The organism is Binatus soli (SeqCode), assembly GCF_050015535.1.
GTDB lineage: Bacteria > Desulfobacterota > Binatia > Binatales > Binataceae > Binatus > Binatus soli.
The window spans coordinates 44,695-69,330 of the sequence record NZ_JBEKBF010000005.1; the positions used below are offsets into that span (position 1 = coordinate 44,695).

At 62.7% G+C, this 24,636-nt stretch carries 22 protein-coding genes; 6 read left to right on the forward strand and 16 right to left on the reverse strand.

Annotated elements, in window-relative coordinates; all coding sequences use genetic code 11:
• Window positions 1-72: 72 nt before the first annotated feature.
• The 5 genes from ABR989_RS04950 to ABR989_RS04970 form a co-directional block, all read right to left on the reverse strand.
• The gene (locus ABR989_RS04950; protein WP_428126124.1) at window positions 73-525 is read right to left on the reverse strand and encodes a hypothetical protein; all 453 of its coding nucleotides are present in this window, start codon (window positions 523-525) and stop codon (window positions 73-75) included.
• On the reverse strand, window positions 510-896 hold the full coding sequence (locus ABR989_RS04955) for a hypothetical protein (RefSeq protein WP_428126125.1): 387 nt from the start codon (window positions 894-896) through the stop codon (window positions 510-512). The genes ABR989_RS04950 and ABR989_RS04955 overlap by 16 nt, the downstream gene beginning before the upstream one ends.
• Window positions 893-1,834 carry an alpha/beta fold hydrolase gene (locus ABR989_RS04960; RefSeq protein WP_428126126.1) on the reverse strand — a complete coding sequence of 314 codons (942 nt, stop codon included), beginning with the start codon at window positions 1,832-1,834 and terminating at the stop codon, window positions 893-895. The genes ABR989_RS04955 and ABR989_RS04960 overlap by 4 nt, the downstream gene beginning before the upstream one ends.
• 16 nt (window positions 1,835-1,850) lie before the next feature.
• A complete protein-coding gene (locus tag ABR989_RS04965) occupies window positions 1,851-4,088 on the reverse strand; it encodes an acetate--CoA ligase family protein (RefSeq protein ID WP_428126127.1) in 2,238 nt (745 codons plus the stop codon).
• A gap of 263 nt (window positions 4,089-4,351) precedes the next feature.
• Window positions 4,352-5,644 carry a lipase family alpha/beta hydrolase gene (locus tag ABR989_RS04970; protein WP_428126128.1) on the reverse strand — a complete coding sequence of 431 codons (1,293 nt, stop codon included), beginning with the start codon at window positions 5,642-5,644 and terminating at the stop codon, window positions 4,352-4,354.
• A 265-nt stretch (window positions 5,645-5,909) separates the two neighbouring features.
• Between ABR989_RS04970 and cysK (ABR989_RS04975) the strand changes: the two genes are divergently transcribed.
• The 3 genes from cysK (ABR989_RS04975) (at window position 5,910) to metX (ending at window position 10,155) form a co-directional block, all read left to right on the forward strand.
• Window positions 5,910-6,887, forward strand: a complete 978-nt coding sequence (gene cysK / locus ABR989_RS04975; protein ID WP_428126129.1) for a cysteine synthase A — start codon at window positions 5,910-5,912, stop codon at window positions 6,885-6,887.
• Between the two features lie 104 nt (window positions 6,888-6,991).
• Window positions 6,992-8,299 (forward strand): O-acetylhomoserine aminocarboxypropyltransferase/cysteine synthase family protein, encoded by a 1,308-nt coding sequence (locus ABR989_RS04980; protein ID WP_428126130.1) that lies wholly within the window; start codon window positions 6,992-6,994, stop codon window positions 8,297-8,299.
• 8 nt (window positions 8,300-8,307) lie between these two features.
• Window positions 8,308-10,155 (forward strand): homoserine O-acetyltransferase MetX, encoded by a 1,848-nt coding sequence (metX, locus tag ABR989_RS04985; RefSeq protein WP_428126131.1) that lies wholly within the window; start codon window positions 8,308-8,310, stop codon window positions 10,153-10,155.
• 55 nt (window positions 10,156-10,210) lie between these two features.
• Here the strand turns inward: metX and ABR989_RS04990 are convergent, their stop codons facing one another.
• The 3 genes from ABR989_RS04990 to cysK (ABR989_RS05000) all read right to left on the reverse strand — a co-directional run bounded on the left by ABR989_RS04990 (window position 10,211) and on the right by cysK (ABR989_RS05000) (window position 13,634).
• Window positions 10,211-11,581: a M48 family metallopeptidase gene (locus tag ABR989_RS04990; protein WP_428126132.1), complete on the reverse strand. Its 1,371-nt coding sequence runs from the start codon at window positions 11,579-11,581 to the stop codon at window positions 10,211-10,213.
• Between the two features lie 125 nt (window positions 11,582-11,706).
• Window positions 11,707-12,660 carry a serine O-acetyltransferase EpsC gene (gene epsC, locus ABR989_RS04995; protein ID WP_428126134.1) on the reverse strand — a complete coding sequence of 318 codons (954 nt, stop codon included), beginning with the start codon at window positions 12,658-12,660 and terminating at the stop codon, window positions 11,707-11,709.
• Window positions 12,661-12,671: 11 nt separating this feature from the next.
• Window positions 12,672-13,634, reverse strand: coding sequence for a cysteine synthase A (gene cysK, locus ABR989_RS05000; RefSeq protein ID WP_428126135.1), 963 nt, complete (start codon window positions 13,632-13,634; stop codon window positions 12,672-12,674).
• Window positions 13,635-13,928: 294 nt separating this feature from the next.
• Here cysK (ABR989_RS05000) and ABR989_RS05005 point away from each other — a divergent pair, with 294 nt between their 5' ends.
• The gene (locus tag ABR989_RS05005) at window positions 13,929-14,762 is read left to right on the forward strand and encodes a sensor histidine kinase (protein WP_428126137.1); all 834 of its coding nucleotides are present in this window, start codon (window positions 13,929-13,931) and stop codon (window positions 14,760-14,762) included.
• Window positions 14,763-14,908: 146 nt separating this feature from the next.
• On the opposite strand, the gene lexA is transcribed toward ABR989_RS05005, so the two are convergent.
• A complete protein-coding gene (gene lexA, locus ABR989_RS05010) occupies window positions 14,909-15,517 on the reverse strand; it encodes a transcriptional repressor LexA (RefSeq protein ID WP_428126139.1) in 609 nt (202 codons plus the stop codon).
• 77 nt (window positions 15,518-15,594) lie between these two features.
• On the opposite strand from lexA, the gene ABR989_RS05015 reads away from it, so the two are divergent.
• Entirely contained in the window at window positions 15,595-16,032 is a 438-nt protein-coding gene (locus ABR989_RS05015; protein ID WP_428126140.1) for a 2Fe-2S iron-sulfur cluster-binding protein, read from the forward strand.
• The gene (locus ABR989_RS05020) at window positions 16,029-16,775 is read left to right on the forward strand and encodes a ferredoxin--NADP reductase (protein ID WP_428126142.1); all 747 of its coding nucleotides are present in this window, start codon (window positions 16,029-16,031) and stop codon (window positions 16,773-16,775) included. The genes ABR989_RS05015 and ABR989_RS05020 overlap by 4 nt, the downstream gene beginning before the upstream one ends.
• A gap of 54 nt (window positions 16,776-16,829) precedes the next feature.
• Here ABR989_RS05020 and ABR989_RS05025 read toward each other — a convergent pair whose 3' ends face one another.
• From ABR989_RS05025 to ABR989_RS05055, 7 genes are read right to left on the reverse strand one after another with little or no spacing between them, the layout of a single operon-like run.
• Window positions 16,830-17,699 carry an AlkZ-related protein gene (locus tag ABR989_RS05025; protein WP_428126143.1) on the reverse strand — a complete coding sequence of 290 codons (870 nt, stop codon included), beginning with the start codon at window positions 17,697-17,699 and terminating at the stop codon, window positions 16,830-16,832.
• Window positions 17,696-19,018 (reverse strand): ABC1 kinase family protein, encoded by a 1,323-nt coding sequence (locus ABR989_RS05030; RefSeq protein ID WP_428126144.1) that lies wholly within the window; start codon window positions 19,016-19,018, stop codon window positions 17,696-17,698. Before ABR989_RS05030 ends, ABR989_RS05025 begins: the two co-directional genes overlap by 4 nt.
• Window positions 19,018-19,788 (reverse strand): nickel pincer cofactor biosynthesis protein LarB, encoded by a 771-nt coding sequence (larB, locus tag ABR989_RS05035; protein ID WP_428126146.1) that lies wholly within the window; start codon window positions 19,786-19,788, stop codon window positions 19,018-19,020. Before larB ends, ABR989_RS05030 begins: the two co-directional genes overlap by 1 nt.
• Window positions 19,785-21,071: a hemolysin family protein gene (locus ABR989_RS05040; RefSeq protein WP_428126147.1), complete on the reverse strand. Its 1,287-nt coding sequence runs from the start codon at window positions 21,069-21,071 to the stop codon at window positions 19,785-19,787. Before ABR989_RS05040 ends, larB begins: the two co-directional genes overlap by 4 nt.
• Window positions 21,068-22,279: a hemolysin family protein gene (locus ABR989_RS05045; protein ID WP_428126149.1), complete on the reverse strand. Its 1,212-nt coding sequence runs from the start codon at window positions 22,277-22,279 to the stop codon at window positions 21,068-21,070. The genes ABR989_RS05040 and ABR989_RS05045 overlap by 4 nt, the downstream gene beginning before the upstream one ends.
• 12 nt (window positions 22,280-22,291) lie before the next feature.
• A complete protein-coding gene (gene thiL, locus ABR989_RS05050; RefSeq protein ID WP_428126151.1) occupies window positions 22,292-23,296 on the reverse strand; it encodes a thiamine-phosphate kinase in 1,005 nt (334 codons plus the stop codon).
• Entirely contained in the window at window positions 23,293-24,603 is a 1,311-nt protein-coding gene (locus ABR989_RS05055; protein ID WP_428126153.1) for a sensor histidine kinase, read from the reverse strand. The genes thiL and ABR989_RS05055 overlap by 4 nt, the downstream gene beginning before the upstream one ends.
• Window positions 24,604-24,636: the final 33 nt, after the last annotated feature.

The following is a 24,636-nucleotide window of genomic DNA, read 5'->3' on the forward strand; positions in this document are numbered from 1 at the left end:
TCGGCAAGCTTGTCGGTGCAGGGCGCTGTCTTAATTCGGGGCTGAGTGTCTGAGTTTCAGATGGCGAGTGTCTTAATTTCCCTTGAGGCGGGAGCCGTCGGTTGGGGCCATCCTCGGTGCCGGACCCTCGATTCCTAAAGCACGAGCTTTATCTGTCGCAATGCACTTGCCCGCATTCTGCATACGGTGGCGGGCAGCGGCATAGGCATCCGGGCTGATTCCCGTTTGCTTCGATAAATCTCCCCATGCTCGTTTCATCAGTGAGGTTTCTTCGGGGGTGTCTGAAGACTTTTTATCGGCTTCGCAATCACTCAAGTTTTGCCAATAGGTAAAGGCCTGCCATTTGGCCAACGGGGCGTCGAGCACTATTTGAACCGCTTCAGAATCGCACTTTTTCTGCTGGATCGTTGTTAACGAAGATTTAGAACACTGCGGATCAAGGTGACTGGCCTGAGGAGGAAGGATCAGATACCAGCCCACAAGCGCGAGCGCGGCGGCGTGGCGGGGTTTCACGGTCGCGGCCATGCGACGGGGTGGCCGGCGAAGGTCAGGACGCGCGAGAGATGCTCGGGGTTGAGGCCGTCGCAGATCTGCGCAACCCACAGGCAGAAATCGATCAGATCCTGGTCGATCCGATCTTCGGGCGGACGCGGCTCGTAGCGGTTCCAGAAGCCGTAGACCATCGCCATCGACGGGCGGCCGCGCCCCAGGTCCGCGAGTTCGAGCGCGTACAGATGGCCGTTCTTCGATCGCCAGTAGACCATCCCCGCGCGCTTGCCCGCCGCACGTTCGAGCGATTCGGCCACTTCAGGCCGCGTGTCCAGCTCCTGCTCCCAGAGGAGAGGGTCGGCGCGCAAGCCGGCGAGTTCGTCCGCGCTCGGCGTCACAAAGTTCATACGCGATTCCCCGCCGCGGAATTGAGAAACGGGATGATTGCGGCGACCAGGTCGGGTCCGCGGTCGTCCTGGAGAAAATGCGAGGCCCGCTCGAACAGGATCGGCCCCTCGGCGTGCGGCATCAGCTCCTTCAACCGATTCGCGTACTCGATCGGGAAGACGGCGTCCTCCGGCGCCCACAGCAGCAGGGTCGGCGTGCGGGCCAGCTCGGGCAGTCGGCGCTGGATCATCGTCATGTCGGCCCATCCGCGGTCGCCCTCGCGAAGCGGGATCGTCCTCGGCCAGGTAAGCACGACGTGATCGGAATCGGGTTCGTCGAACACGTGGTGATAGCCCCGCTTCTGCGCGTCCGTCATCCCGCGCCTGGTTATCGCCGAAGGTCCCGCATGGGAGAGCACCTTGAAGCGCTTCATCAGGAGTTGACCGATTAGCGGCGCATGCCAGGTAGTCCACGGGAGCGGCGACTGATGGAACTTGCCGACGTAATCGGTGTAAAGCCAGGTGTTCATGAGGACCAGTGCGGCGAGTCGATCGAGTCTTTGCAGAGCCGCTCCCACGCCCTGCGGGCCGCCCCAGTCCTGTCCGACGATCACGAAGCCGCGCAGATCGAGCTGGTCGATTAGCGAGACCAGGTCGGCGATATGATGGGCCAGCGTAAGCGCGGCGTCGACGCGCGGATGGTCGGAGTAGCCCGACCCGATCCAATCGGGAACAACGGCGCGGTAGCCCGCTTTGACCAGCGGGTCGAGGAAGTCGCGGTAGAGGAATCCCCACGTGGGATTTCCGTGCAGGAGCAGCACGGGCCGCGCGCCACGGCTCCCCTCGTCGAGGTAGGCCATGTTGCGGCCGTTGACGCGCAGCGTTTTCTGCTCCCATGGGAAGAGCTCTCGAAGCCATGCGGGCTTTTGCTTCATGACGGATGGAACCGGAATTTCCATTGGGTCTCCGATATCATCAACTCATAGCGGTCAGTCCCTTTGCCGAGGTTCCCGCGCGCTCGAAATACTCAGCCGCGGCGCGAAACGCAGCCGCCGTGCGCTCGAACGTGTCGAAGGTCGCCAGTCCGCGCTCGCGTGCAAGCGCGCTTGCGCTGGCCGCGATTCCAGCGCGCACGTCGGGCGGCACGTGCTGCGATTCGGTCGCGAGCGCGAACGGCTTGTGCGCGCGCTGTGCGAAGCGGGCGAGCCGATCCAGCAGGGGGATGTTGTCCTTGACGTCGATCGGGCGTCTCAAGCCGCCAAATGCCAGTCCCGGCCTGAACTCCATCACGATCGCGTCGACCGCCGGATCGCGGTCGAGAATGTCGAGTACGCGATCGACATTATCCTGGCCGCCGGCCGCGCGGGGTCCGAGCGTCCACGCGGCGTCAAGCGGATTGCGGTAGCTGCCGCCGATCACCTGGAAGAAGCTCTTGAACTCGGCGTACGAAGCTTCCGACAAGGCCGGAACTTCGAGCCCATAACTCGCAAACGTGTCGCTGATCACCACCGACTGTCCGCCGGTCATCGCGACCAGCGCCATCGCGCGGCCCCTCACGGGCCGGGCGCGGGTCAACAATTCCATCGCGTCCAGCATCGGTTCGAGCCCCGCCACTTCGACCGCACCGCTCTGACGCATCGCCGCACGCCATCCGGCCGCCGGGGTCGCGAGCGATCCGGTGTGCGAAAATGTCGCGCGGGCGCCCGAGTCCGTCACGCCGCCCTTCCAGACCAGCACCGGGACGCGCGCCGTTGCGCGCTTCAGGCTCTCGAAAAAGCGCCGTCCGTCGCGCACTCCCTCCAGGTAGATTCCGACCGCGCGCGTCGCGGTGTCGGAGGCCATCACGTCGAGGTAGTCGGCGGCCTCCAGCACCAGCGCATTACCGATCGACGCCGACATGCCGACCTTGATTGCGCGTCCCGGAGCCTGCATGCAGAAACTGATTGCGTGCGTTCCGCTCTGCGAGATGAAGCACACGTCGCCCGGTTCGCCCGCGCGCAGGTTCGCGGAATTGAGCAGCCCCAGTCCCGGGTTGCACAGGCCCATGCAGTTGGGGCCGACCAGCGCGATGTCCGAGCGCGAAGCGACCTTTTTCAGTTCCGCTTCGAGTTCCACTCCGATCGGATCGCCGGTTTCGGAAAAACCGGCGGTGAAGAATCCTACGCCTGCGACCGCGGCCGCGGCGCATTCGGCAAGCGTCTGCGGCGCGACCTTTCGCGGAACGGACGCGATCGCGTAGTCGATCGGTTCGCCGATCTCGGACACGGCGCGGAAGTTCCTGATGCCGAGCGCCTCGATCGCGGCGCCTTCCTTTGCGTCGGGCTGCACCGAAAAGCGCTTGCCTTTGAAGTTATCGAGCGCACGGAGCCACATGAAATCGCGCGAGGCGCGATCGCCGATCACAACGGCAGTGCGCGGCTTGAGGGCGCGCCGAAGTTTTTCCTGGCGGCGAGCTTGAAGCGCTGCCGCTTCTGCGGCCGGCAATTGCCCGTGCGCGGCGTCTTTGACCTCGCGCTCGAGCAGAATGCGGGCGTCGAGCACGCTCAGCCCCGACGCATAGGCGGCGATCGGGTTCAGGTCCATTTCCCTGATTTCCGCGCGACGCGCGGCGAACTCGGATATCCGGACCAGCAATTCCGCGATCGCGTCGCGGTCAACCGCCGCCCCGCCGCGCACACCGTCAAGCAGCGCAGCGCCGCGCAGCTCCGCGAGCATCGCGCACGCCTCGCGCTTGTCGATCGGCGCGATCCGGACCGCGGTGTCCTTGAGCACTTCAACGAACACTCCGCCGAGACCAACCATCACCATCGGACCGAACTGGGGATCGCGCGCGATGCCTGCGAGCAGTTCCAGTCCCGCCGCCGCCATGGCCTGCACCGCGACGCCTTCGAATCGCGCGTCGGGAGCCTTTTGCGAGAGATTTGCGCGAATGCGCTCGAAGGCCTCGCGCACTTCGACCTTCGAAGCGAGGCCCAGCGCGACGCCGCCGATGTCGCTCTTGTGCGTGACATCCGGCGAAAGCACCTTGAGCACGACGGGGAAGCCGTGCCGCTCGGCCGCTGCCGCCGCTTCGTCGGCGCTGCGGGCCGGCTCGGGCATCTGGGTTGCGATGCCGATCGCTTCGAGGATCCGCTTGGATTCGATTTCCGAAAGCGCGCTGCGGCGCTCGGCCGCAGCATGCGCGATGATTTCGTCGACGATGTTCCCGTTCACAACTTCCGCCTTATAATCGAGAGTTTGGGTTGATAAAAATCCAGCCAGCCCAGCCGATCTTTTGTACCAGTTGATAAGTTAGTCCGGGTCGCATTTGCAAGCGCGATCGTGTCGAACTGGATGACGACGTTTGCGCGGTGAGCCGGTGCGGCGAAGGTTGTGCGGCAGAGCATAGAAGTGGCGCGAGCGAACCCCGTCAACCACGCAGCGTGAATAACGGAACACTCCTCTCTGTCAGCAGTGATTGAAGGCCGAGCGCCAACTCATTCAGCTTCGCCGAGCGTCGTCATCGCGGCGGTCGCCGGCTCAAGCCAGAATCGGATCTGATCGTAGACCGCAGAATGGTTGAGAAGCCGCAGGTGGGTCGTCATCCCCAAGTGGCTCTTGTTCGCGGCTCGAAACGAAACGCGTCTCGTGGGCTGCACGGCGCGACCCAAGGCGCTTGGAAATCTCACCAGCATGTCTCCGAGAATGAAGCCGAGCGGATCGCTCGGGCTTTCCGTCACGGTTGCGGCAACGAAGTAGTGCGCCGCAGAGTCGAGAAACGGGATGTCATGGCGATTGTCCTCCAGCAGAGCGTCAGCATCTCGTCCCTGCCAATCCTCCTCGACCAGATAGCCAAAGCGCAGGTCTTTGATCCCGTCGCTGCGGCCGTTGACGATGTTCGCGATCGGCCGCGTCAGGTCGGACAGGTTCAAGATCCATCCCATCACGTTCCCGAGCTTCTCGAGCGGCGCTCCAAGATGCGGGGCGCCGAGGCAGAAGATATGGCGAACGGAACCGATCCAGCCGTTTCGACGTTGCTTGCCCTGATGGCACCCACTTCGCGCGACCAGCCCGCCCATACTGTGGCCGACGAGAACGATCTCCTCCACAACGACGGGCCATGCGTTGATCAGCTCTTCCATTTTCTCGGCCAGTAGCGCGCCGTTTTCCGAAACGTGGAGACCGGAATTGTAGCGGAGATAGAGCGGCGTGTAGCCGAGGTCTTGCTCAAGAAGCGATCCGTAGGTCGTCTCGCGGTCGCCGTATTGTTCTTCCGAGTAAAACCGCCACATCTGCTCGTTGCACGAGAGACCATGAACGAACACGGCGAGCTTTCGGGTGGCGCCCGGGTATGTACGGCGCAGAGTCTCGGCGTCCAGGGCGACGGTTCGACCCTCATGACGAAACTCCATGCGGGTCCGCAAACCGTTTCTATTCCGTTCCAGATGGTCGCCCATGAACCCGTTCAGCGCGCTGATGGCGATATCCAGGGGGGCGGGCAACGGCTCTTCTTCGGCGGGCTGTGTCTGTTCGAGCGGCGTTAGCGCTAAGTCGGCGGCAACCCCGGCCAACTCCATCAGGCTGCGAAGGCCCCAGTAGACACCGCCCGCGATTCCGTCGTGAAGCATCCGAACCGCAGCCGCCGGGACACGGGTCACCGGGTCGAGTTCGAGCGCCTCGAAAGGACGCCGGGCGATCGCGGCATGAATCTCCTCAACGGTCGTTGTGCCGCCGTTGACCGCGCTTACGAAGAGGTCCTTGAGCCCGCGAACTCCGTCGATATTTCGCATATGTCCTCCGGGCAACCATAGAGCCGGCGGCATCTCGCACGCAAGGCGCCGAGCGCAGAAAACTCGAAAATAATCCACACGTTGCGTCCGTTCCGGGTCATTGACTCTAATTACTGCCTCAGAGCCTTGCGCCAAATCATAAAAGAATATAAGTCTATCATCTTACTTGGCTATTGGTTTCCGGAGAAGAAAGCATAACCGAGCGATGATCGAGTGCATCTAGGAACGGAAAAATCACGAGCCTTTCAGAAGCAGGAGGCCTCCGATGCCGCATTGGTACGAAGATAATTCACGATCGATCGGGCATACGCCGCTGGTGCGGCTCAATCGCGTCACCGACGGCGCGCTGGCGATAGTTCTCGGCAAGATCGAAGGACGCAATCCTGCCTATTCCGTCAAATGCCGAATCGGCGCCGCGATGGTCTGGGATGCGGAAAAGCGCGGCCTGCTGGGTCCCGGCAAGGAGCTGGTGGAACCAACCAGCGGCAACACCGGTATCGCGCTCGCGTTCGTCGCGTCCGCCCGCAATATACCGCTGACTTTGACGATGCCGGATACGATGAGTATCGAGCGCCGCAAATTGCTGATTGCTTACGGCGCAAACCTCGTATTGACCGATGGCGCGCGGGGCATGAACGGCGCGATCGCGAAGGCCGAGGAAATCAAGGCGTCGGCGCCCGATCGCTACGTTTTGCTTCAGCAGTTCAAGAATCCCGCCAATCCCGCCATCCACGAAGCGACCACCGGGCCGGAAATTTGGGCCGACACGGACGGCGCGGTCGATATTTTCGTGTCGGGGGTCGGCACCGGCGGTACCATCACGGGAGTCTCGCGCTACATCAAACGAACCGAGGGCAAGCCGATCATCTCGGTCGCCGTCGAGCCAAGTGCCAGTCCCGTCATCACGCAGCAACGGGCCGGCCAACCGCTGAAGCCGGGTGCGCACAAAATCCAGGGCATCGGTGCGGGGTTCGTGCCTGAAAACCTGGACCTCTCGCTCGTCGATGAAGTCGAGCAGGTCACCAACGAAGAGGCGATTGAATACGCGCGGCGGCTGACACGCGAAGAAGGAATCCTGTCGGGCATTTCGTGCGGGGCCGCCGTCGCGGTGGCCGCGCGCATAGCCAAGCGCCCCGGTAGCAAGGGCAAGACCATCGTGGTCATACTGCCCGATTCCGGCGAGCGATACCTGAGTACCGCTCTATTCGAAGGCATTTCTCAAACCAGAGGGACTGCCGCGTGAGGATCTCAGCCCAACGCAGGCCGTTCTTGACGCGAGACTATCAAAAAACATTGCTTATCTTATAAAGTCGGGTAAGTGATCGAATCGATCCATTGGGGAAGGTAATGGCAGACAGCAATTCCAACTATCGGCTGGGCACTCTTGCGCTTCACGCCGGACAACAGACGGATCCCACCACCAACGCACGGGCCGTGCCGATCTATGCGACGACCAGCTACGTGTTCAATGATACCGAGCACGCGGCGAACCTGTTCGCGCTCAAAGAGTTCGGCAACATTTACACGCGGTTGATGAACCCGACCAACGACGTGTTGGAGAAGCGGCTGGCTGCGCTCGACGGTGGCGCCGCGGGGCTGGCGTTTGCCAGCGGCCAGGCGGCAATCACTGCGTCCCTGCTGACGATCGTGCATTCGGGGCAGAACTTCATTTCCGCCAACAGTCTATACGGCGGGACGTGGACGCTGTTCACGCAGACGTTCAAGCAGCTCGGCATTGAGGTCCGGTTCTTCGATCCCAAGCGGCCCGACGAAATCAGCAAGCTGGTGGACAAAAACACCCGTGCGGTGTACATCGAGACGCCCGGCAACCCGAAGAACGACGTGCCGGACTATCGCAAGATCACCGACCTCGCGCACCACCACGGCCTGCCCACGATCATCGACAACACGGCGCTCACTGCGGCCCTGTTCCGTCCGATCGAACACGGCTTCGACATCGTCGTGTATTCGACGACGAAGTTCATCGCGGGCCATGGCGTCCACATCGGCGGCGCGATTGTCGATAGCGCCAAGTTTCCGTGGGCCAAAGAGCCGGCCAAGTGGCCGGAATTCTGCGCGCCCAGCCCGTCGTACCACGGGATGGTGTTCGAGGAGGCGCTGCGGCCCATCGGCAATATCGCCTACATCCTCCACATCCGCACCCACTGGCTGCGCGACACTGGCGCCTGCCAGAGCCCGTTTGGATCCTTCCTGACGCTGCTGGGACTGGAGACGCTGCACCTGCGGATGCAGCGGCACTCCGAAAACGCGCTGGCGGTGGCGAAGTTTCTGGAAACGCATCCTGCCGTGGAGTGGGTGAATTATCCGGGTCTGCCCAGCCATCCCGATTACGCCAACGTGAAGAAGTACCTGCCCGACGGCCAGGGTGCTATCGTCGGCTTCGGCATCAAGGGCGGCAAACAAGCCGGCGTCAAGCTGATCAACGGGGTCAAGCTATTCAGCCATCTGGCGAATATCGGCGATGCGAAATCGTTGATCATCCACCCGGCAACGACCACGCACTCGCAACTCACGGCTGAAGAGCAGGTCCAGACCGGCGTGACGCCCGAGTACGTGCGTCTGTCGATAGGTATCGAGGACGTCCGCGACATCATCGCGGACCTCGATCAGGCGCTGAAAGCTTCGCAACGGTAAACGAGCCGGTGGAAAGACGTGCCACGCAGCCGCTCGCCCATCAGGCGAAGGTGGGGCAGGGCGATTTCGATAGCAGCGACGCGGTCCGTTCCGCAGCGCCGCTGCTGCATGCCAGGCAGGTCACCTTCGACACTCCGCTCAAGCTGGAACTCGGCGGCGAACTGCCCTCGGTCACCGTAACTTACGAGACCTACGGGAATCTGGACGAGGCGGCCGGCAACGCCGTCCTGATTTGCCACGCCATCAGCGGCGACTCGCACGTCGCCCGGCACGACGACGCGGATTTTCCCGGATGGTGGGATATCGTCGTGGGACCGGGCCGCTTCATCGATACCGACCGCTATTTCGTCGTCTGCGCCAACATCCTCGGCGGATGTCGCGGCACTACCGGACCCAACAGCATCGACCCGCTCACCGGCCATCAGTATGCGGCGGACTTTCCCACCGTAACCATTGCCGACACCGTCGAAGTGCAGCGGCGGCTGATGGATCATCTCGGCGTCGGCCGGCTGCTGGCGGTGATCGGCGGCTCGATGGGTGGTCATCAGGCGATCGCCTGGGCAACCCGCTATCCCGAACGGGTCCGTGGATGCGTGGCGATGGCGACCTCGCCCCGGCTGACCAGCCAGGCGCTGGCGTTCGACGTGGTCGCGCGCAATGCGATCATGCACGACCCGCGCTATCACGGCGGACGATACTACGGAGAGCAGGGGCCGGCGGTGGGCCTGGCGCTGGCGCGGATGCTTGGGCACATCACGTACCTGTCGCGCGAATCGATGACCGCGAAATTCGGCCCGAGCCGCCTGCGTCCGCGGCAGGTCGCCACTGCGTTCGAAAAAAAGTTTTCGGTCGGCGCTTACCTCGGCTACCAGGGCGACAGATTTGTCGAGCGGTTTGACGCGAACAGCTACGTCACGCTGTCGATGATGATGGATATGTTTGACCTGGGTGACACGCCTGAGGCGCTGCAGACGGCACTCGCGCCATCGCAGTGCCACTGGCTGGTGGTGAGCTTCAGCAGCGATTGGCTTTTCCCGCCGGAACAGGGCCGCGAGATCGCCGACGCCGTGCTGGCGCTGGACAAGCCCGTTTCGTATTGCGAGGTTACCAGCTCGAGCGGCCACGACGCGTTCCTGCTCGCCGACAGTGTCGAGACTTACGGGGGGCTGGTCCGCGGCTTCTTTGCCAATCTTTCCGAAACGCCGAAGGTCGTCGAACGTAATCAGAAGCCGGCGCCACCGCCATCATCCGGCACATTTTTCCAGGGCGACCGCGTGGACCTCCGAATCCTGGTGGACCAGATTCCGCTCGACAGCAGCGTCCTCGACCTGGGATGCGGCAGCGGCCAACTGATGTCCGAACTCGTCGCCAGGGGCCAGTCCCGCGTCGTGGGCGTCGAGGTGGACGAGAAGGCCGTGCTCGCGTGCGTATGCCGCGGACTGAACGTCATCCATGCTGACCTCAACCGCGGATTGACCGGCTTTCGCGATGGGCAGTTCGCCGTGGTAGTACTCTCGCAGGCCTTGCAGTGCATCGCCGACACCAAAGGCGTCCTGCGCGAGATCACCCGCGTCGGTGGGCTTGGCATCGTCAGCTTTCCGAATTTCGCCTATCGCAAGCTGCGGGAGATGTATTACGAACTGGGCCGCTCACCCAAGCTGCCGGGGCTTTACGGCTACGAATGGTACGACACCCCGAATCGTCGGTTCGCTTCGATCGTCGATGTTCGGGAGCTCTGCCGCACAATCGGCATCCGGGTGCTGCGCGAGATCTGCCTGAACAGCGAATCAGGTCAGGAAGTCCACGACGACCCGAACCTGAACGCCGACATCGCAATGTTCTTCATCAGCGCCTGATGGGTTCCGCTATGCGATGCAGGCCATGTTCGACGAATCAAACGCCCGGCTTTCACTAGTGCACGAACTCACCCTGCCCGCCCTTCGACCACGGATCGTATGAGAGGCAGAAGCGAATCCGATCGGGGATCGATGGGTGGTCATAGAACATGAAGACCTCCAGGCGACTCGGCTCGGGATCCGCAAGATCCACGTCGCCCAGAACTTGGAACGCTTGCGCCGCCACTTGGCCTGAATCCGGCGTCAGACCATGCGTCACCTCAAGTCCGTATTGGTCCGCTTGATGTTCGAAATGACGGCTGACGGCGTTCGTGACGGGATTCAGAACGAAGACAAAGATCGTCAGGAGGAGTAACAAAGCGGGAAGGGATGCCCAATCATCCAGGCCGCGGATCCCCCACCCGCCACCCCATCGGATCAGCATCCAGCCCACGCACCGATAGCCCAGATAGAAGACCACGAACAAGGCCGCGGCGCCAAATGCGAGCAGCTTAGGGATGTGATAGAGTACATAGTGACCGGTCTCGTGGCCGGCGATGAAAACGATCTGTGGGGTCGTCATTTTGGCGATCGTCGTGTCCCACACCACGATGCGCTTCGAGCCGTCAATGCCTGTCACGTACGCGTTCAGCGCAGTCGATTTTTCCGCCGCGCCCATCCAAAACATCCGCTCGCTCGGTATGTTCTCGCCGGCCCGGTGCACCATCTGTTCGAGCGCGGCCGTGAGCGCCGGATCCTTCTCCACGAGCGGCGCGAACTTGTGGAAGAGGGGATCAACAACCAGCGGCTGAAGGAAAAACATGAACAGTGCGATCGGAAGCGAAACGAGCCAGAAGTAGAACCACCAGCGACGCGGACTGCTCCGAATGACTGCGTAGAGAATCATGATGAAGATCGTCCCGACGATCACTGAGACGAGTTCCTGCTTTCCCCAGTCCAAGCTCCACGACCTCCATCCTTGCACCGAGATTCCGTACTTTTGCGAGACCCAATTTTGGTAAATGCCCGTGGGCAGTTCGAGGACGCCCATCGTCAGAATCAGGAGCGGCGAAAACACCATGGCTTGGAGAGCGCGCCTCAAGGACGAACGCTCGGCCCAATCGCGATACTTCGGCGCAAGTTTCCACCGCAGGATCAGCCAGAGTACGACCAGCCCGTACATAAAGCTGATGATTCTGAACCGGAAATGAATCCGGCTCAGTTCGCGCGCCTTTTGGTAGCGGTCCGGCGCAAGCGTGTAGGCGGTGATCTTCTGGGGCGCCTGCTGGGACGCGACGCCGGGTGTGGAAGTCGGCGCTGCGGTTGAAATCGGCGAGCCCTGCTCCGCAACGAAAGAGAGCGCCTGAGATGGCGGCCCGGCAGCGCGCGAGGGATTCGCGGAGAGCGCAAACGCACAGGCCGCAAGAACGACTGTGAGTCTTTTCATCTTCGGCCTGGGTCAGCGAGCAACGTCTTGGCGTTTTTCAGGTCGGCAGTGTCGAAGCCCTCGGTGAACCAGTTGCAGCCAGAATTTCCATCTTGAATCCTGATTCAGCCTCCGATGCCGCCCGTTCATATCCCGGCGCCGTCATCGAACTCCTCGGTGCGCACCTGCGCCTGCGTGATGTTGCTTCCGGGCGGCACGCTGCGCGTGAGCCAGACGTTGCCGCCGATGGTCGAGCCGCGGCCGATGGTGACTCGACCGAGGATCGTCGCGCCGGCATAGATCACGACGTCGTCTTCCACGATGGGATGTCTGGGGATGCCTTTGATCAGCGTGCCGTCATGGCCAACCGGAAAGCTCTTCGCCCCCAGTGTGACGGCTTGATACAACCGCACGCGCTGGCCGATGATCGCCGTCTCTCCGATGACCACGCCAGTACCGTGGTCGATGAAAAAACTCGCGCCGATCTTCGCCCCCGGGTGGATATCGATACCGGTTGCCGAGTGCGCAAGCTCCGAGATGATGCGGGCGAGCAGAGGGACACCCAGGAGGTAGAGTTCGTGAGCGAGGCGATGGTGGGTGATGGCCCAAATGCCCGGATAGCAGACCCGTACCTCTTCGACGCTCTTGGCCGCGGGGTCGCCCTGGTAGGCAGCCAAAATATCGTTCTCGAGCAATGCACGCACCTTCGGCAGACATGCGGTAAACTCATGTGTTATCCGGATCGCCTGCCGCGCTCGATCGCGACTGTCCTCGTGCGGTTGCCGGGATGCAAATTGCAGTTCCAGGCGCACCTGCTTGGCCAGCGAACGCAGCGCCGCATCGAGCGTCTGCCCGACAAAGTAATCGATGCCCTCGTCGGTAAGATCCGGCAGAACGAAGTGCGTAGGAAAAAGCGCCGCGAACAGGCCGTCGATGATGCGCGCCACCGCCTTCCTCGATGGCAGCGGGGCGGCCTCCTCGCGTTTGCCTCCCTCTGGCGATCCAGCGCGGGAGGCGCGCAGCTCGGCGACGATCCGGTCAAGGTTCCAATCCGACCCTGCAATCCCGCCTTTATCGTCTTGCTCATCTCGCGAGTTCATTGCCCGCTCCATTAGTTATCAAAGAGACCCTCAAACAGGGCGGTACTCAGGTACCGCTCGCCGGAGTCGGGCAGTATGACGACGATCGTCTTGCCCGCGTTCTGCGGACGTTTGGCCATCCGCGCGGCCACCGCCACGGCGGCCCCGCTCGAAATACCCGAGATTATCCCCTCCTCGCGTGCAAGGCGCAGCGCGTAATCGATCGACTCCTCGTTGGTGACCTGCTCCACTTCATCGACGATCGAGAGGTCCAGATTTTCAGGCACGAACCCCGCACCGATGCCCTGGATTTTGTGCGCGCCCGGCTTCAACGGTTGGCCGGCCCGTTGCTGCGTGATGACGGGACTCGCACTCGGCTCGACGGCGACCGAAATAATCGGCTTTCCTTTGGTGCGCTTGATGTAGCGCGAGACTCCGGTGATAGTGCCGCCGGTGCCCACGCCTGATACAAAAATATCAACGGCGCCTTCGGTGTCGTTCCATATTTCCGGCCCGGTCGTCTTCTCGTGAATCGCGGGATTCGCGGGGTTCTTAAACTGCTGTAGAAGGACGTAGCGATCAGGCGCCGACGCCCTGATTTCCTCGGCCTTCGCGATCGCTCCGTTCATGCCCCGCGCGCCCTCGGTCAATACCAACTTTGCGCCGTACGCGATCAGCAGTTTGCGGCGCTCGATACTCATCGTATCGGGCATCGTCAAGGTCAGCGGGAGATTACGGGCCGCGGCGACGAAGGCGAGCGCAATCCCCGTGTTCCCACTGGTCGGCTCGACGAGTTCCTTGCCGGGGCCCAGCAGGCCACGACGTTCGGCATCCCAAACCATCGCGGCGCCGATTCGGTCTTTGACGGAATAGGCGGGGCTGCGCCCTTCAACCTTCGCCAGCACCGTAGCCGCAGCCCCATCGATGGTACGGTTGAGCCGTATCAGCGGTGTGCGCCCGATGGATTGTGAATTGTCCTCGTACCAACCCGGCATGAGGTCCTCCTTACAGTCTGGGGCCCGCTCGGCGTGCGGCGCCATACAATAAATCTATACTTAAACAATTTTGACACGAAAACTAATAGTTATACGGCTGGCGGAGCTGACTCAAGCGGGCCAGAAAACTAGGTAATCTTTCCCCTCCTACTAGGTACTTTTCCCCTGCGATCCGGGTGATTTTCCGATTCACCTCCCTGCTCCTTTGCTTCAACGTAGATAGCAATTGGCGCGCATCGCTCGCACAGAAAATTCGCTGCGTAGCGAAGCCAGCCAGGGATCGGAAAGAGGCAATTGTCGAATCTGTCAAATAATGGTCACGCACCGGTTGCAACCGTCGAGTCGGCTGCGAGCGAAGGAATCCGCTCGAGAATGCCGGCGGTTCAATGGGAGCAGGGACTGCACATGGAGGCACTAGCCAATCTTGCGCACGAGCTTCGCTCGCCGTTGCAGGCGATCCTCGGCTATCTCGACATCCTGCGCCACGAGTTGAGCGAAGCAATTGACGACCGCCACAAGCACATTATCGAGCGCATGAATGCCAACGCGCACGACCTCGCCCAAACTGTCGAAAACGTGATGGACTTTTCGGTCGCGGACGCGATGGCTGAGGCGGCATACGAAGAGGAAATCCGCCCGCACGATCTGATTGGAGAGCTTGCTCCGGCGCTCGAAGCTGCCAACGATTCAAAAGGCCTTGAAATCGGATTCGATCTCGAAGCCGCGCCCACTGTTTTTCGCTCGCGGCGCCGGCCAATCAAGTCGATATTGCTCAACCTCGCGGTCAACGCGATCAAGTTTACCGATCGAGGCAGCGTCACTATCGCGATTCGCCGGGCTGTAACATCCCAACGCGGCTCCGCAGTTGAACTGGAGGTCCGCGACACGGGACCCGGCATCGAGGCCGAGATGCTCGCGCAGGCATTCAAACGCTGCGCTCAGCTTTCGCACTCGAGCATCCGCAGTCACCGCGGAATGGGCCTGGGCCTCGCCGTTGTTCAGCGCAATGCGGAAGCGCTCGGCGCAACGATTATCGTCAAGACCGCGCTTCCGCGGGGCTCCGTGTTTATCGTCATAATCCCGATCGCGGACCCAATCGCCAAAGCGCCCTATCAGATCCGCGCCTAAGCGACCTGGCCGAAGGGGGGGAAGGCCAAGGGCACAAGCGGGTGCGGGTCGATCCGATGCCGCCGCCTGCCGCGTTTTGGTGCAAGCCATTCCATTGTCGATGACGTTATTACGGCGGCTGAAGTAGTGCCGCGCGAGCGAGGCGTTTAGCGGTAGTGACGCATCAGGCCGACCACGACCCCGCGAATCGCCAGGTCGCCCTCGCCGACCATGATCGGTTGCATCGCGGAGTTGGCCGGCTGCAACCGGATCTGTCCGCCCGATTCACGGTAGAACTTCTTGACCGTCGCCTCGTTGCCGATCAATGCGACCACCGTCTCGCCGTTGTCGGCGCTGTCGCGGCCTTCGACGATTATGTAATCGCCGTCGCGGATGCCGTCTTCGATCATCGAGTCGCCCTTCACCCGCAGACAAAATGTATCGTCGCGCCGGATGAACTCGTCGGGCACGCTGATGGTTTCGTTGTTCTCGACCGCCTCGATCGGCGCGCCCGCCGCAACGGTGCCGAGCAATCGGATCGCCTTGGCCGCTCCATGCTTCTCCGACGCCGCGACTTCGAGCGCCCGGCTGTGATTGTGCTGGCGCTTGATGAACCCCTTCTGCTCGAGGTTGTGCAGATGCTTGTGCACGGTGGCGAGCGACGACAGCCCGAAGTATTGGCCGACTTCAGCCAGCGTGGGTGCGTAGCCGTGTTCCCTGATATAATCGTTCAAGTAGTCGATTAGCTGCTTCTGCCGCTTGGTCAGCGTTGCCATTGGGTCTTCTCCCCCTGCCATTCTGCGATGTGAGATGATGGCGAAAATCAGGCGAAGATGCAAGCGCGCAAGCCTCAATGATGCAGGGACGGTTTCGCCGTCTCGACGCAGCGCATAATCTCAACTACGACCTGAATCCGATGGCGAAACTGCGAATCCAATTCGAAAATGGCGACCCCGAAAAACTAGTCGAGTTCGACCCTGCCAAGGCGCCGTTTCATCACGACGGCAAGCCGGGCTCAATACTCGACGTGATGCTGGGTCACGGTGTCCATCTCGAGCACGCATGCGGCGGCAATTGCGCGTGCACGACCTGCCATGTGATCGTGCGGCAGGGATTCGACAAGCTCGGCGAGTCCAGCGAGCAGGAAGAAGATCTGCTCGACAAGGCGCCGGGGCTCACTCCTACTTCACGGCTGGGATGCCAGGCCGTCATCGAGGATCCCGACGCGGAAATCGTCGTCACAATCCCGCGCTACACGATTAACCAGGTCAGTGAGGCTGCCGAGGAATGACGGCCGATCCGCTTCCCGCCGGTGCAGGCAAGCGCGCGGCGCCGAATGCCCGGGTCGAGAAGATTTTCGATCACGCGTCGGACACCCGCTCGCTTTTTCTCTCGCTCACCAGCGGCAAGCATCTGCGATTTATCCCCGGCCAGTTCATCTCGATAACGATTCCGCTCGGCGACGAAACCCGCTCGCGCCCGTACTCGATCGCGTCGGACCCCGAAGACCGCGGCCCATTGGAGATTTGCTTCAATCGCGTCGCGGGCGGGCGCGGCGCCGGGTGGATGTTCGAGCGGCGCGTCGGCGACACCATCGATTTCAGCGGGCCGTTCGGCGCCTTCACGATCGATCGCGCGCCAGAGGCGCAAGCCGGCTTTATCGCGGAGGGCACGGCGATCGCGCCGATTCGCCCGATGCTGAAGCGGGCGCTCGCTTCATCGTCGCGCGAAGGTGCGCCGCCGAAGATCCACTTGATTTACGCGGCGCCGGATCGCGAGCATATCCTGTACGCCGCCGAACTCGACGAGCTCGCGCGGACCGCGCCGAATTTTTCGTACGAGACCGTGATCGCGCCTCCCGAAAAAATCTACGATCGCCTGTTCGAGTTGGCGCAGGCTCGGTGGGTCATCGGCGACGCCGATCGTACGCGCCAGTTCTATATCTGCGGCGTCGGCAAGGGTGTGATTCGATTGCGCGACCTGCTCCGTGGGGCAGGCTACGAGCGCCGCGCCGTGCACTACGAGCAGTGGTGATGCTCGGCGCTGCTTCGCGAATGCTGAAAGCTCTCCGGCAACAAGCGCCGGATACTAAGGAGCGAACCCGGAAAGCAGACTAATCGCACCCGGGTGCCCGTCGATTCTCACGCCGCGCGCAATCGTCCCCTCGCGCTCGAGTCGGCGCGCCGCACCTTCGACCAGCGCCGGATCGATTCCCAGGATTCGTGCGATCGCGCGCTCAATCCCGAATGCCGCTGTCTCGAAATATTTGGCGACAATTACATACGCCGCCTGCATCCGCGTGAGCGTCCGGGCCTCGGCAATCGCGTCGGGCCATCGATGCTCCATCGTGTCCCACACGTAGCTGAACGGGTCGGCGCGCTCGTCCACTTTGAGCGCGAGAAATTTTTCCTGCAGCTCCGCCATCGCACGGTCGAACACCGCCCGCCGCGACGGTTGCGCATAGCCGCTCGACAGCTTCAGCACTCGCGTCTCGGCCGCGCCGCGCTTGGAGAGAGCGTCCATCACCAGTTTGCCGCAATGCGACAGTCCCCCGCGTTCGTAAAGCTTCCGATAGCCGCCCGGCTCGATGCGAACCTTAAGAAACGCGCCCAGCATCCCGCGCGCGATGAAGCTCGGGCGTCGCGCGATCGCTTTGCCGTAATAAACCGCGCGGCGCTGCGGCAACGCGTCCTTTATCCGCCACGTCATCCCGATCGCGTAGTCGTGCTGGATGTGCTCCGGCATTATGGGTTCGCGCGTTCCTGCGATCGCCTCGCGCAGGCACGGCACGCCCATCCCGGCCGTGAATCCGGTGCAAAATCCGACCTCGTCGATGAATTTGAGCGCGCTCTTCTCGCTGGTCACGCGCCGGCTCGCGACACGCCTGAAGTGAACGTCGCGATGGCGCTCGAGCGCGTCGAGAATCCCCGGATTGTCAACCCCGACGGCCGCGATCATCCCAGAATTCGCTCGACGCAATCCGCGAAGATCCGCCGGTAGTTGGTCTTCACCGCAAGTCCGCGCGTGATTCCCTCCAGCCCGACCAGCGCGCGGATCAGAAATACGCTGTGCGCCGGCGATTTGTAGAGCCGATTCTCGAGCGCAAGCTCGCCGACCTTGGCCGCCTTGCCGACCGTATCGTATTCGAGCGGATCGACGGCGCGATCCACCCTCATCGGCTCGAACAAAATGTGGATGATTCTGACCATCGGCGCCGCATCCTGATTGCGATCGAGGTAACCCAGCTTGACCATCGCCGCCGCCAGCGATTTGTCGTCGCCGCTCAGAATCGCGCGCGCGACTTGCAGGTTCGCCTTGCGCACCGGTTCCGGGAAACGCCGAATCGAGCCGAAGTCGAGCACGCCCAACCGCGGATGATGGCTCACCAGGTAGTTGCCCGGATGAAAATCCGTGTGCAGCATCCCGAATTCCAGAATCTGCCGCCACGCGAACTCGTGAATCTTGATCGCGACCCATTCGCGCAATTCAAAATCGACCTCCGGCCCCATCACGTCTGCCAGCGGATAGCCGTCGATGTACGTCATCGTCAGCACGCGCCGCGAACTCAGCTCCTTGATGAAGTGCGGAATCATGATTTCGCGGTCCGCGCCTAGACGCCGGCCGAACTCCACCATGTTGCGCGCTTCGTTCACGTAGTCGAGCTCTTCGCGCAGGCGCTGATCGAGTTCCTTGTACACGGCGCCGGTGTCGATCTGCTGGCGCATCACGTCATGGCCGAGCGCCTGCAACGTGCGCAGCAGCAGTTTGAGATTCTGCAGATCCTGCTCGACCGTATCCTCGACGCCCGGATACTGAACCTTCACCGCGACGTCGATACCGTCGCGCGTGACCGCGCGATGCACCTGTCCGAGCGACGCGGCGGCAAACGCGGTCTGGTCGAAACTCCTGAAGAGCGCTTCGGGCCGCTTGCCAATCTCACTCCGAATCTGTTCCGAGATAGTCGCGTAGCTCATCGGCGGCACGTTCGATTGCGTCGCCCGCAGCACGTCGAGCGCCTCGCCCGGCAGCAGGTCCTTGCGAATCGAGAGCATCTGGATCATTTTCATGAACGCGCCGCGAAGCTGCTTGGAGCTCTCGACAATTCGCTGCGCGTTGCGGATGTGAGTTTCCAGCAGCTCGCGATCGCGCGCGGGCGCGCTCAGAAACGGCCGCCGCAGTTGATTCCACAGGTAGCTGGAGCCGACTTGCGACGCGAGCTCGCCCATCTTGATCGCGCGGCGCGCGCGCCCGCTGGTGATTGACGTGCGTTTCGCCATCAGTGGCCGTCGCGCTCGATTCCGACCCGGTTGATCAGCGTCGCCGCCAGCGCCGCGCCAAACCCATTGTCGATGTTGACGACAGTTACGCCGCTCGCGCACGAATTCAGCATTCCCAGCAGCGCGGCCAGCCCGCCCATCGATGCGCCGTAGCCCACGCTGGTCGGCACAGCGATCACAGGTTTATCCACCAGGCCCGCGACGACCGACGGCAGGGCGCCTTCCATGCCGGCGACGACAACAAGCACGCTCGCCTCGCGAATTACTTCGAGGTTCGCAGTCAAGCGATGAATTCCCGCGACGCCGACGTCGTAAACCCGCGCGACCCGATTTCCGAACAGCTCGGCGCACAGCGCGGCTTCCTCGGCGACCGGAATATCGGAAGTGCCCGCGCTCAGCACCATCACGATGCCGCGTCCCGACGGCTCGCGGCGCCCCTTCACCACCGCGCCAATCCGCGCGTCGCGATGGTACACCAGTGCGCGAATCTTGCGTTTGACGATGCGCGCCTTGTCCGCGGCCAGCCGCGTGATTATGAGATTCGTTCCTGACGCGAGCACGCGCCGTCCGATCGCCGCGAGCTGATCCGCCGTCTTGCCCTCGCCGAAAACTGCTTCGGGAATGCCGCGCCGGATGCTCCTGTGGCTGTCGAGCTTGGCAAATCCAAGATCCTCGAACGGCAACTCGCGGATGAGTTTGAACGCCGCGCCGGGAGTCATGCTGCCCGCGGCAACACCGTCGAGGATTTGGCGGATTCGTTTTTCGGTCATCGCCGCTTGAGAAGTTCGGGGCGGATCGGATGCGCCAGCGTCAAAATCAGTTCGCGCACCGCCCGTGCGTCGCTGCGCGTGACAGTGATCGTCAACTCGCCCTCGATTAATTTTTCGCCGGGCTTGGGAATATGCCCGAGTCGTTCGACCACCAGCCCACCGATCGTAGCATACTCATCCGCCTCCGAAAGCTTGAGGCCGAAGCGGTCGTTCAGTTCCGCGATCGGCGCGCTCCCGATCACGGACAGCACGCGCGGACTGACTATTTTGGCCAACTCCTCGCCAAGGTCGTGTTCGTCCTCGATATTGCCGACGATCTCCTCGATCAGATCCTCCAGCGTCAGAATTCCTGCCGAGCCGCCATACTCATCGACGATCACGGCCAGATTTTCCCCGGTGCGTTGCATCGCCACCATCACCTCGTCGAGCGGCATCGATTCCGGAAAATAACTGACCGGCCGCATCACGTCGCTCACCGGGCGGCTGAGATCGGGCGCTTGCAAAAGATCAAAAACATGAACGACGCCAACGATGTCCGTGATTCGACGCCGGAAGACCGGGATGCGGCTGAATCCCTCGCGGCGGACAGTTTCGATCGCCGCCGCAAGCGAGGTTTCCTCCGGGACCGCATCGACACCGACCAGCGGCACCATCGCCTTGCGCGCATCGGCTTGCGAGAAGCGAAAGATTCGGCTGATCATCAGTTGCTCGGCGGGCAGGATGGCGTCGTGCGGCTGCTCGGATGCGTCGCTCGGCCGTCGCCGCATCAAGCGCGCTAAATCCTCGCGGCTCAGGAACACGCTCCCGGCATCGGGCGGCACACCCGCAAAACGGCGAAGCAATCGGCTCAGAACAGTCTCTGCGCCGAGCAGCGGCGCGAGCACGGCCGCAAGGAAACGCAACGGCCGCGCGGCGAACAGCGCAAACGCGTGCGGATTTCCAAGCGTCAGCAGCTTCGGTATCCATTCCCCCAGCACCAGAGTAATCGGCGTCAGAATAAATGGCGCGAGATAAACCAGGTGCGGCCGGATTTGATGCAGGAAGCTGGTGAGCAGGACCGCCGCGACAATAGTGGCGAGATTGGTACCGGTCAGCGTCAGCGCCAGCAAACGATCGCGATTGCCCAGCAATTCGCCGAGCATTCGCGATCGCTCGTGCCCGCCTTCGCTTCCGGCGCGAACTTTCAAATCGTCCGCCGAAACCAATGCGATCTCTGAGGCGGCGAAAAACGCCTGCACCACGAGGCACCCGGCCAGCGCGACGATCAGCCCGACCGTCGTCATCGATGCAGCCTCACCAGCTCGACGGCCGCGCCGCGCACGCGCTCGATGGTGGCTTCGAATTCTCCGAGCCTCATCTTCTCTCCCGCGCGCGGCACGCGCCCGAGCTTGCGCAGGATCAGGCTGCTCAGCGTCTTGCCGCCGCCATAGGCTTCGATAACGCGGGCCGGAGCGAGCGCGTCCGCCAGCTTGCCCAGCGCGATTGCGCCCGACGCCGACCATTCGTGGTCGGATATTTTCGTGAGCTCGGGAATTTCGCTTTCGAACTCGTCGCGAATCTCGCCGAACAATTCCTCGAGCAGGTCTTCGAGCGTCACCAACCCCAGCAAGCGGCCGTACTCGTTGACCACCAGCGCGATCTGGAAGCGCCCGCGGCGCATCTCGTCAAATAAATCGGCGAGCAGCTTGCCCGGCGGGACAAAATACGCCGGCCGCACCAGGCGCTCCACGCGCGGCGGCGATGGCTCCAAGCGGCGCGCCGCGAAATCCTTGGCGTGCAGAATTCCGACGATGTTATCCTGGCTGTGGCGATAGACCGGCACGCGCGAGAAATTTGCGTGCGCGATTTCCGCCACCAGCTGCGCCACCGGCATCTCGATGTCGAGCGAAAAGATTCGCTCCCGCGGCGTCATCACCTCAGACGCGCGCCGCGCGCCGAAGTCGAACACGCGATGAATCATCGCACGCTCGGCGGGTTCAACCTGTCCCTGGTTCTCGCCGAGCCTGAGCAGCGTCTTGAACTCCGCCTCGGAGACCGGGCCCGGGCGCGGCGCTTGCTCCAGTGGCGTGAAATGCCGCGCGAACGGATGAACAAAATCGGCGAGCACCGCCAGCGGCCGCGCTGTGATCCACGTCAGCGCGGCCGGAAATCCAAGTGCGAATGTCTTCGGCGTAATGTCGCAGAACAAAAGTACGATCACGAGCATCGCCGGCGCCGCGACGATCGGCCCCCATTTATCGCCGAGCCACGCCAGCAGAATGATCGTCGCCAGGCAGTCGGCGAAGATGTTGCACGCTTCGTTCAGCCCGATGATGACCATCAACGACTCGAGCGGCCGGCGCATCAGACGGTCGAGCGCGTGCTGCACGGAAAGGCTCATCTGCTCGCGCGTGTGCTCCAACCGCGCCATCGAGAACAGCGCGGTCTCGGACGCGGCCAGCGTGGCGCTCAGCACGATAAGCGCCAGGACCGCGAGAGGCAGCATGAACATCATCGCTTCTATCTAGCCGCGCGATCGCAGCTGATCCCATCCTGCGATAGTCGGCGCGCTAGCACCAATCACCTTCACGCGCTTGCCCCGAACGATCGCGCCGATTCGCCGCACCCCGACGCGCAGGCGGCGCGACAGTTCGGATTCGCTATGGCCGGGCCTCGCGCAGAAGATCAGTTCGTAATCCTCGCCGCCCGTGAGCGCGTGCACGAGATTGCCGCCCATCAGCGCACGGTACGCCGGCGAGACCGGGATTCGCGACGCGTCGATCTCGGCGCCGACGCCGCTTCGTTCGAGGATGTGACCCAGGTCCTGCATGAATCCGTCGCTGACGTCGATCGCAGCCGGCGCGGGCCTGAGCGCCGCCAGGCGTTGCCCGGGATACAGCCGCGCTTGCGGACGCAGAAATCGCTCGACGAGATATTTTCTTGAGGCGCGGTCTTTTTTCGCGTTGCCGCGCGCCTTCAGCTTGCCCGCCAGGATGCGCCAGCCGAGCGCCGCATCGCCGAGCGTGCCGGTCACGAAGATCTCGTCGCCGGGACGCGCCGTATCTCGTCGCATCGCAGCGCTCCCAACCTCGCCGAGCATCGCGATCGTGATCGACAGCTCGCGCGCGCGCGTAATATTGCCGCCCACGATATCTGTGGAGGCTTGGCGCGCCGCATTGCGCAGCCCCGCGTAAATCCGTTCGAGCGTCCGCGCTGCAATTCCCTCGCGCACGGCCAGGTTCACGACGCAAGCAGTCGGACGCCCGCCCATCGCCGCGATGTCGCTCAAGTTAACCGCGAGCGCGCGCGCACCAAGCGCTTGCGCAGTGCCCCATCGCAGATCGAAGTGAACATTCTCGACCAGGCTGTCGATCGTAAACAGCGTCCGCCCCCGCGGCCGCGAAACAATTGCGCAATCGTCGCCGGCGCCGAGGATCGTGCGGCGGCTGAGACGGATTCCCGCGCTCAGTCGCGCGATCAGTTCGAATTCGCTGGACAGTTTGCCGGATGCGTCGGGCAGTTTGCTCACGGCGTGCGCGCTTTCGGCGGTTGCGCTTCGAGCGGCAATTCCGCGACCAGCGTCAGGCCGCGCCGGCCGTCCGCGAAGCGGGCCTCGACCCGGCCGCCGGCCGCTTCCGCCATCGCGCGCGCTATATACAGTCCGAGTCTGGGCGCCGCGCCGCGATCCTCGTTTTTGCTGTGGCGCTCGAACAGCGATTCCAGTTCCGCCTGTGAAAGGGACGGGCCGCTGTCGGTGACCTCGACCGCGATCGATTCGTTTCGCATCCGCGCGCGCAACACGACTTCGCCGCTCGCCGTCCTTGCGATCGCATACGCGAGCATGTTTCTAACGATCCGCTCGAAATGACGCCGGTCGAGTTTGCACGCCGGCAGCCGCGCGATCTCGATGCGTAGCTTCAGGCGCCGCCGCCGCGCCTGCAGGGCGCAATCCTCCGCGACTTCGCTGAGCACCTGGTTCGGATCCAGTTCGGCCGGCGCCGGGATGACGTCGTCTTCCTGCACCTCGTAGTAGTCCAGCACGTTGCTCACCACCAGGTCCATGTTCCACGCGGTCGCGGCGATTCGTTCGAGCAGGTCCGTCCGCTCCCTTGGACTGATGTTCGCCTCCTCGAGCAGACTGACGTAGCCGCTCAGCGCCGCGACCGGACTGCGAATGTCATGCGCCATCGTCGCGATTTGCGTCTGCCGAAACCGCGCGGCTTCCTCCAGATGCTGCACCTGTTTTTTGAGGCGGCGGCGGAATCGGCCGATGAAAATCGCCGTGTATTGAGCGAAGATCACCGCTGCGATCAGACCCATCCATCGGTACGTCCCAAATGGCGTTTCGATCGGCGCCAGGTACTCGCCCGCCGCGTAGGCCAGTAGCGATGTGACAGCCATCGCCAACTGCCAGCGCGTGCCCCAGCTCACGAACGCCGCGGTCGCCAGTGGACATAACATGATCGCGACAAAGCGCGACTCGGGGTCTCCCGTCGCTCGGCTGATCAGGATGAACATCCCGATCAGAAACAGGATAAACAGCAGGGTCAAGGATTTCCAACGGCGCTTGAATGAGCGCGTCCACGTCAGCCCGAAGAACAGGCAGGTCGCGCCCAGGGTCAGCCAGTGCAAGCCAATCCCCGGCGCATTCCTTCCCCACTCATGCTGATCGTACGCAAGGTACGCCAGCAGCATGAAGATTCCGAGCGCGCCGCCGAGTTTCAGCACTCGCAGCGATTCCTCGTCATCCTCGGTCCAGTTGAATTCCGAAGCGGCGCGGCCGGGCTCGGAATATGTCAGCCCGAATGAGCCGTTGTTTTTGCCGTCCTCCGCCAATCAGGCTCCCCCGGCATTTTTTCCGCAGCGTGT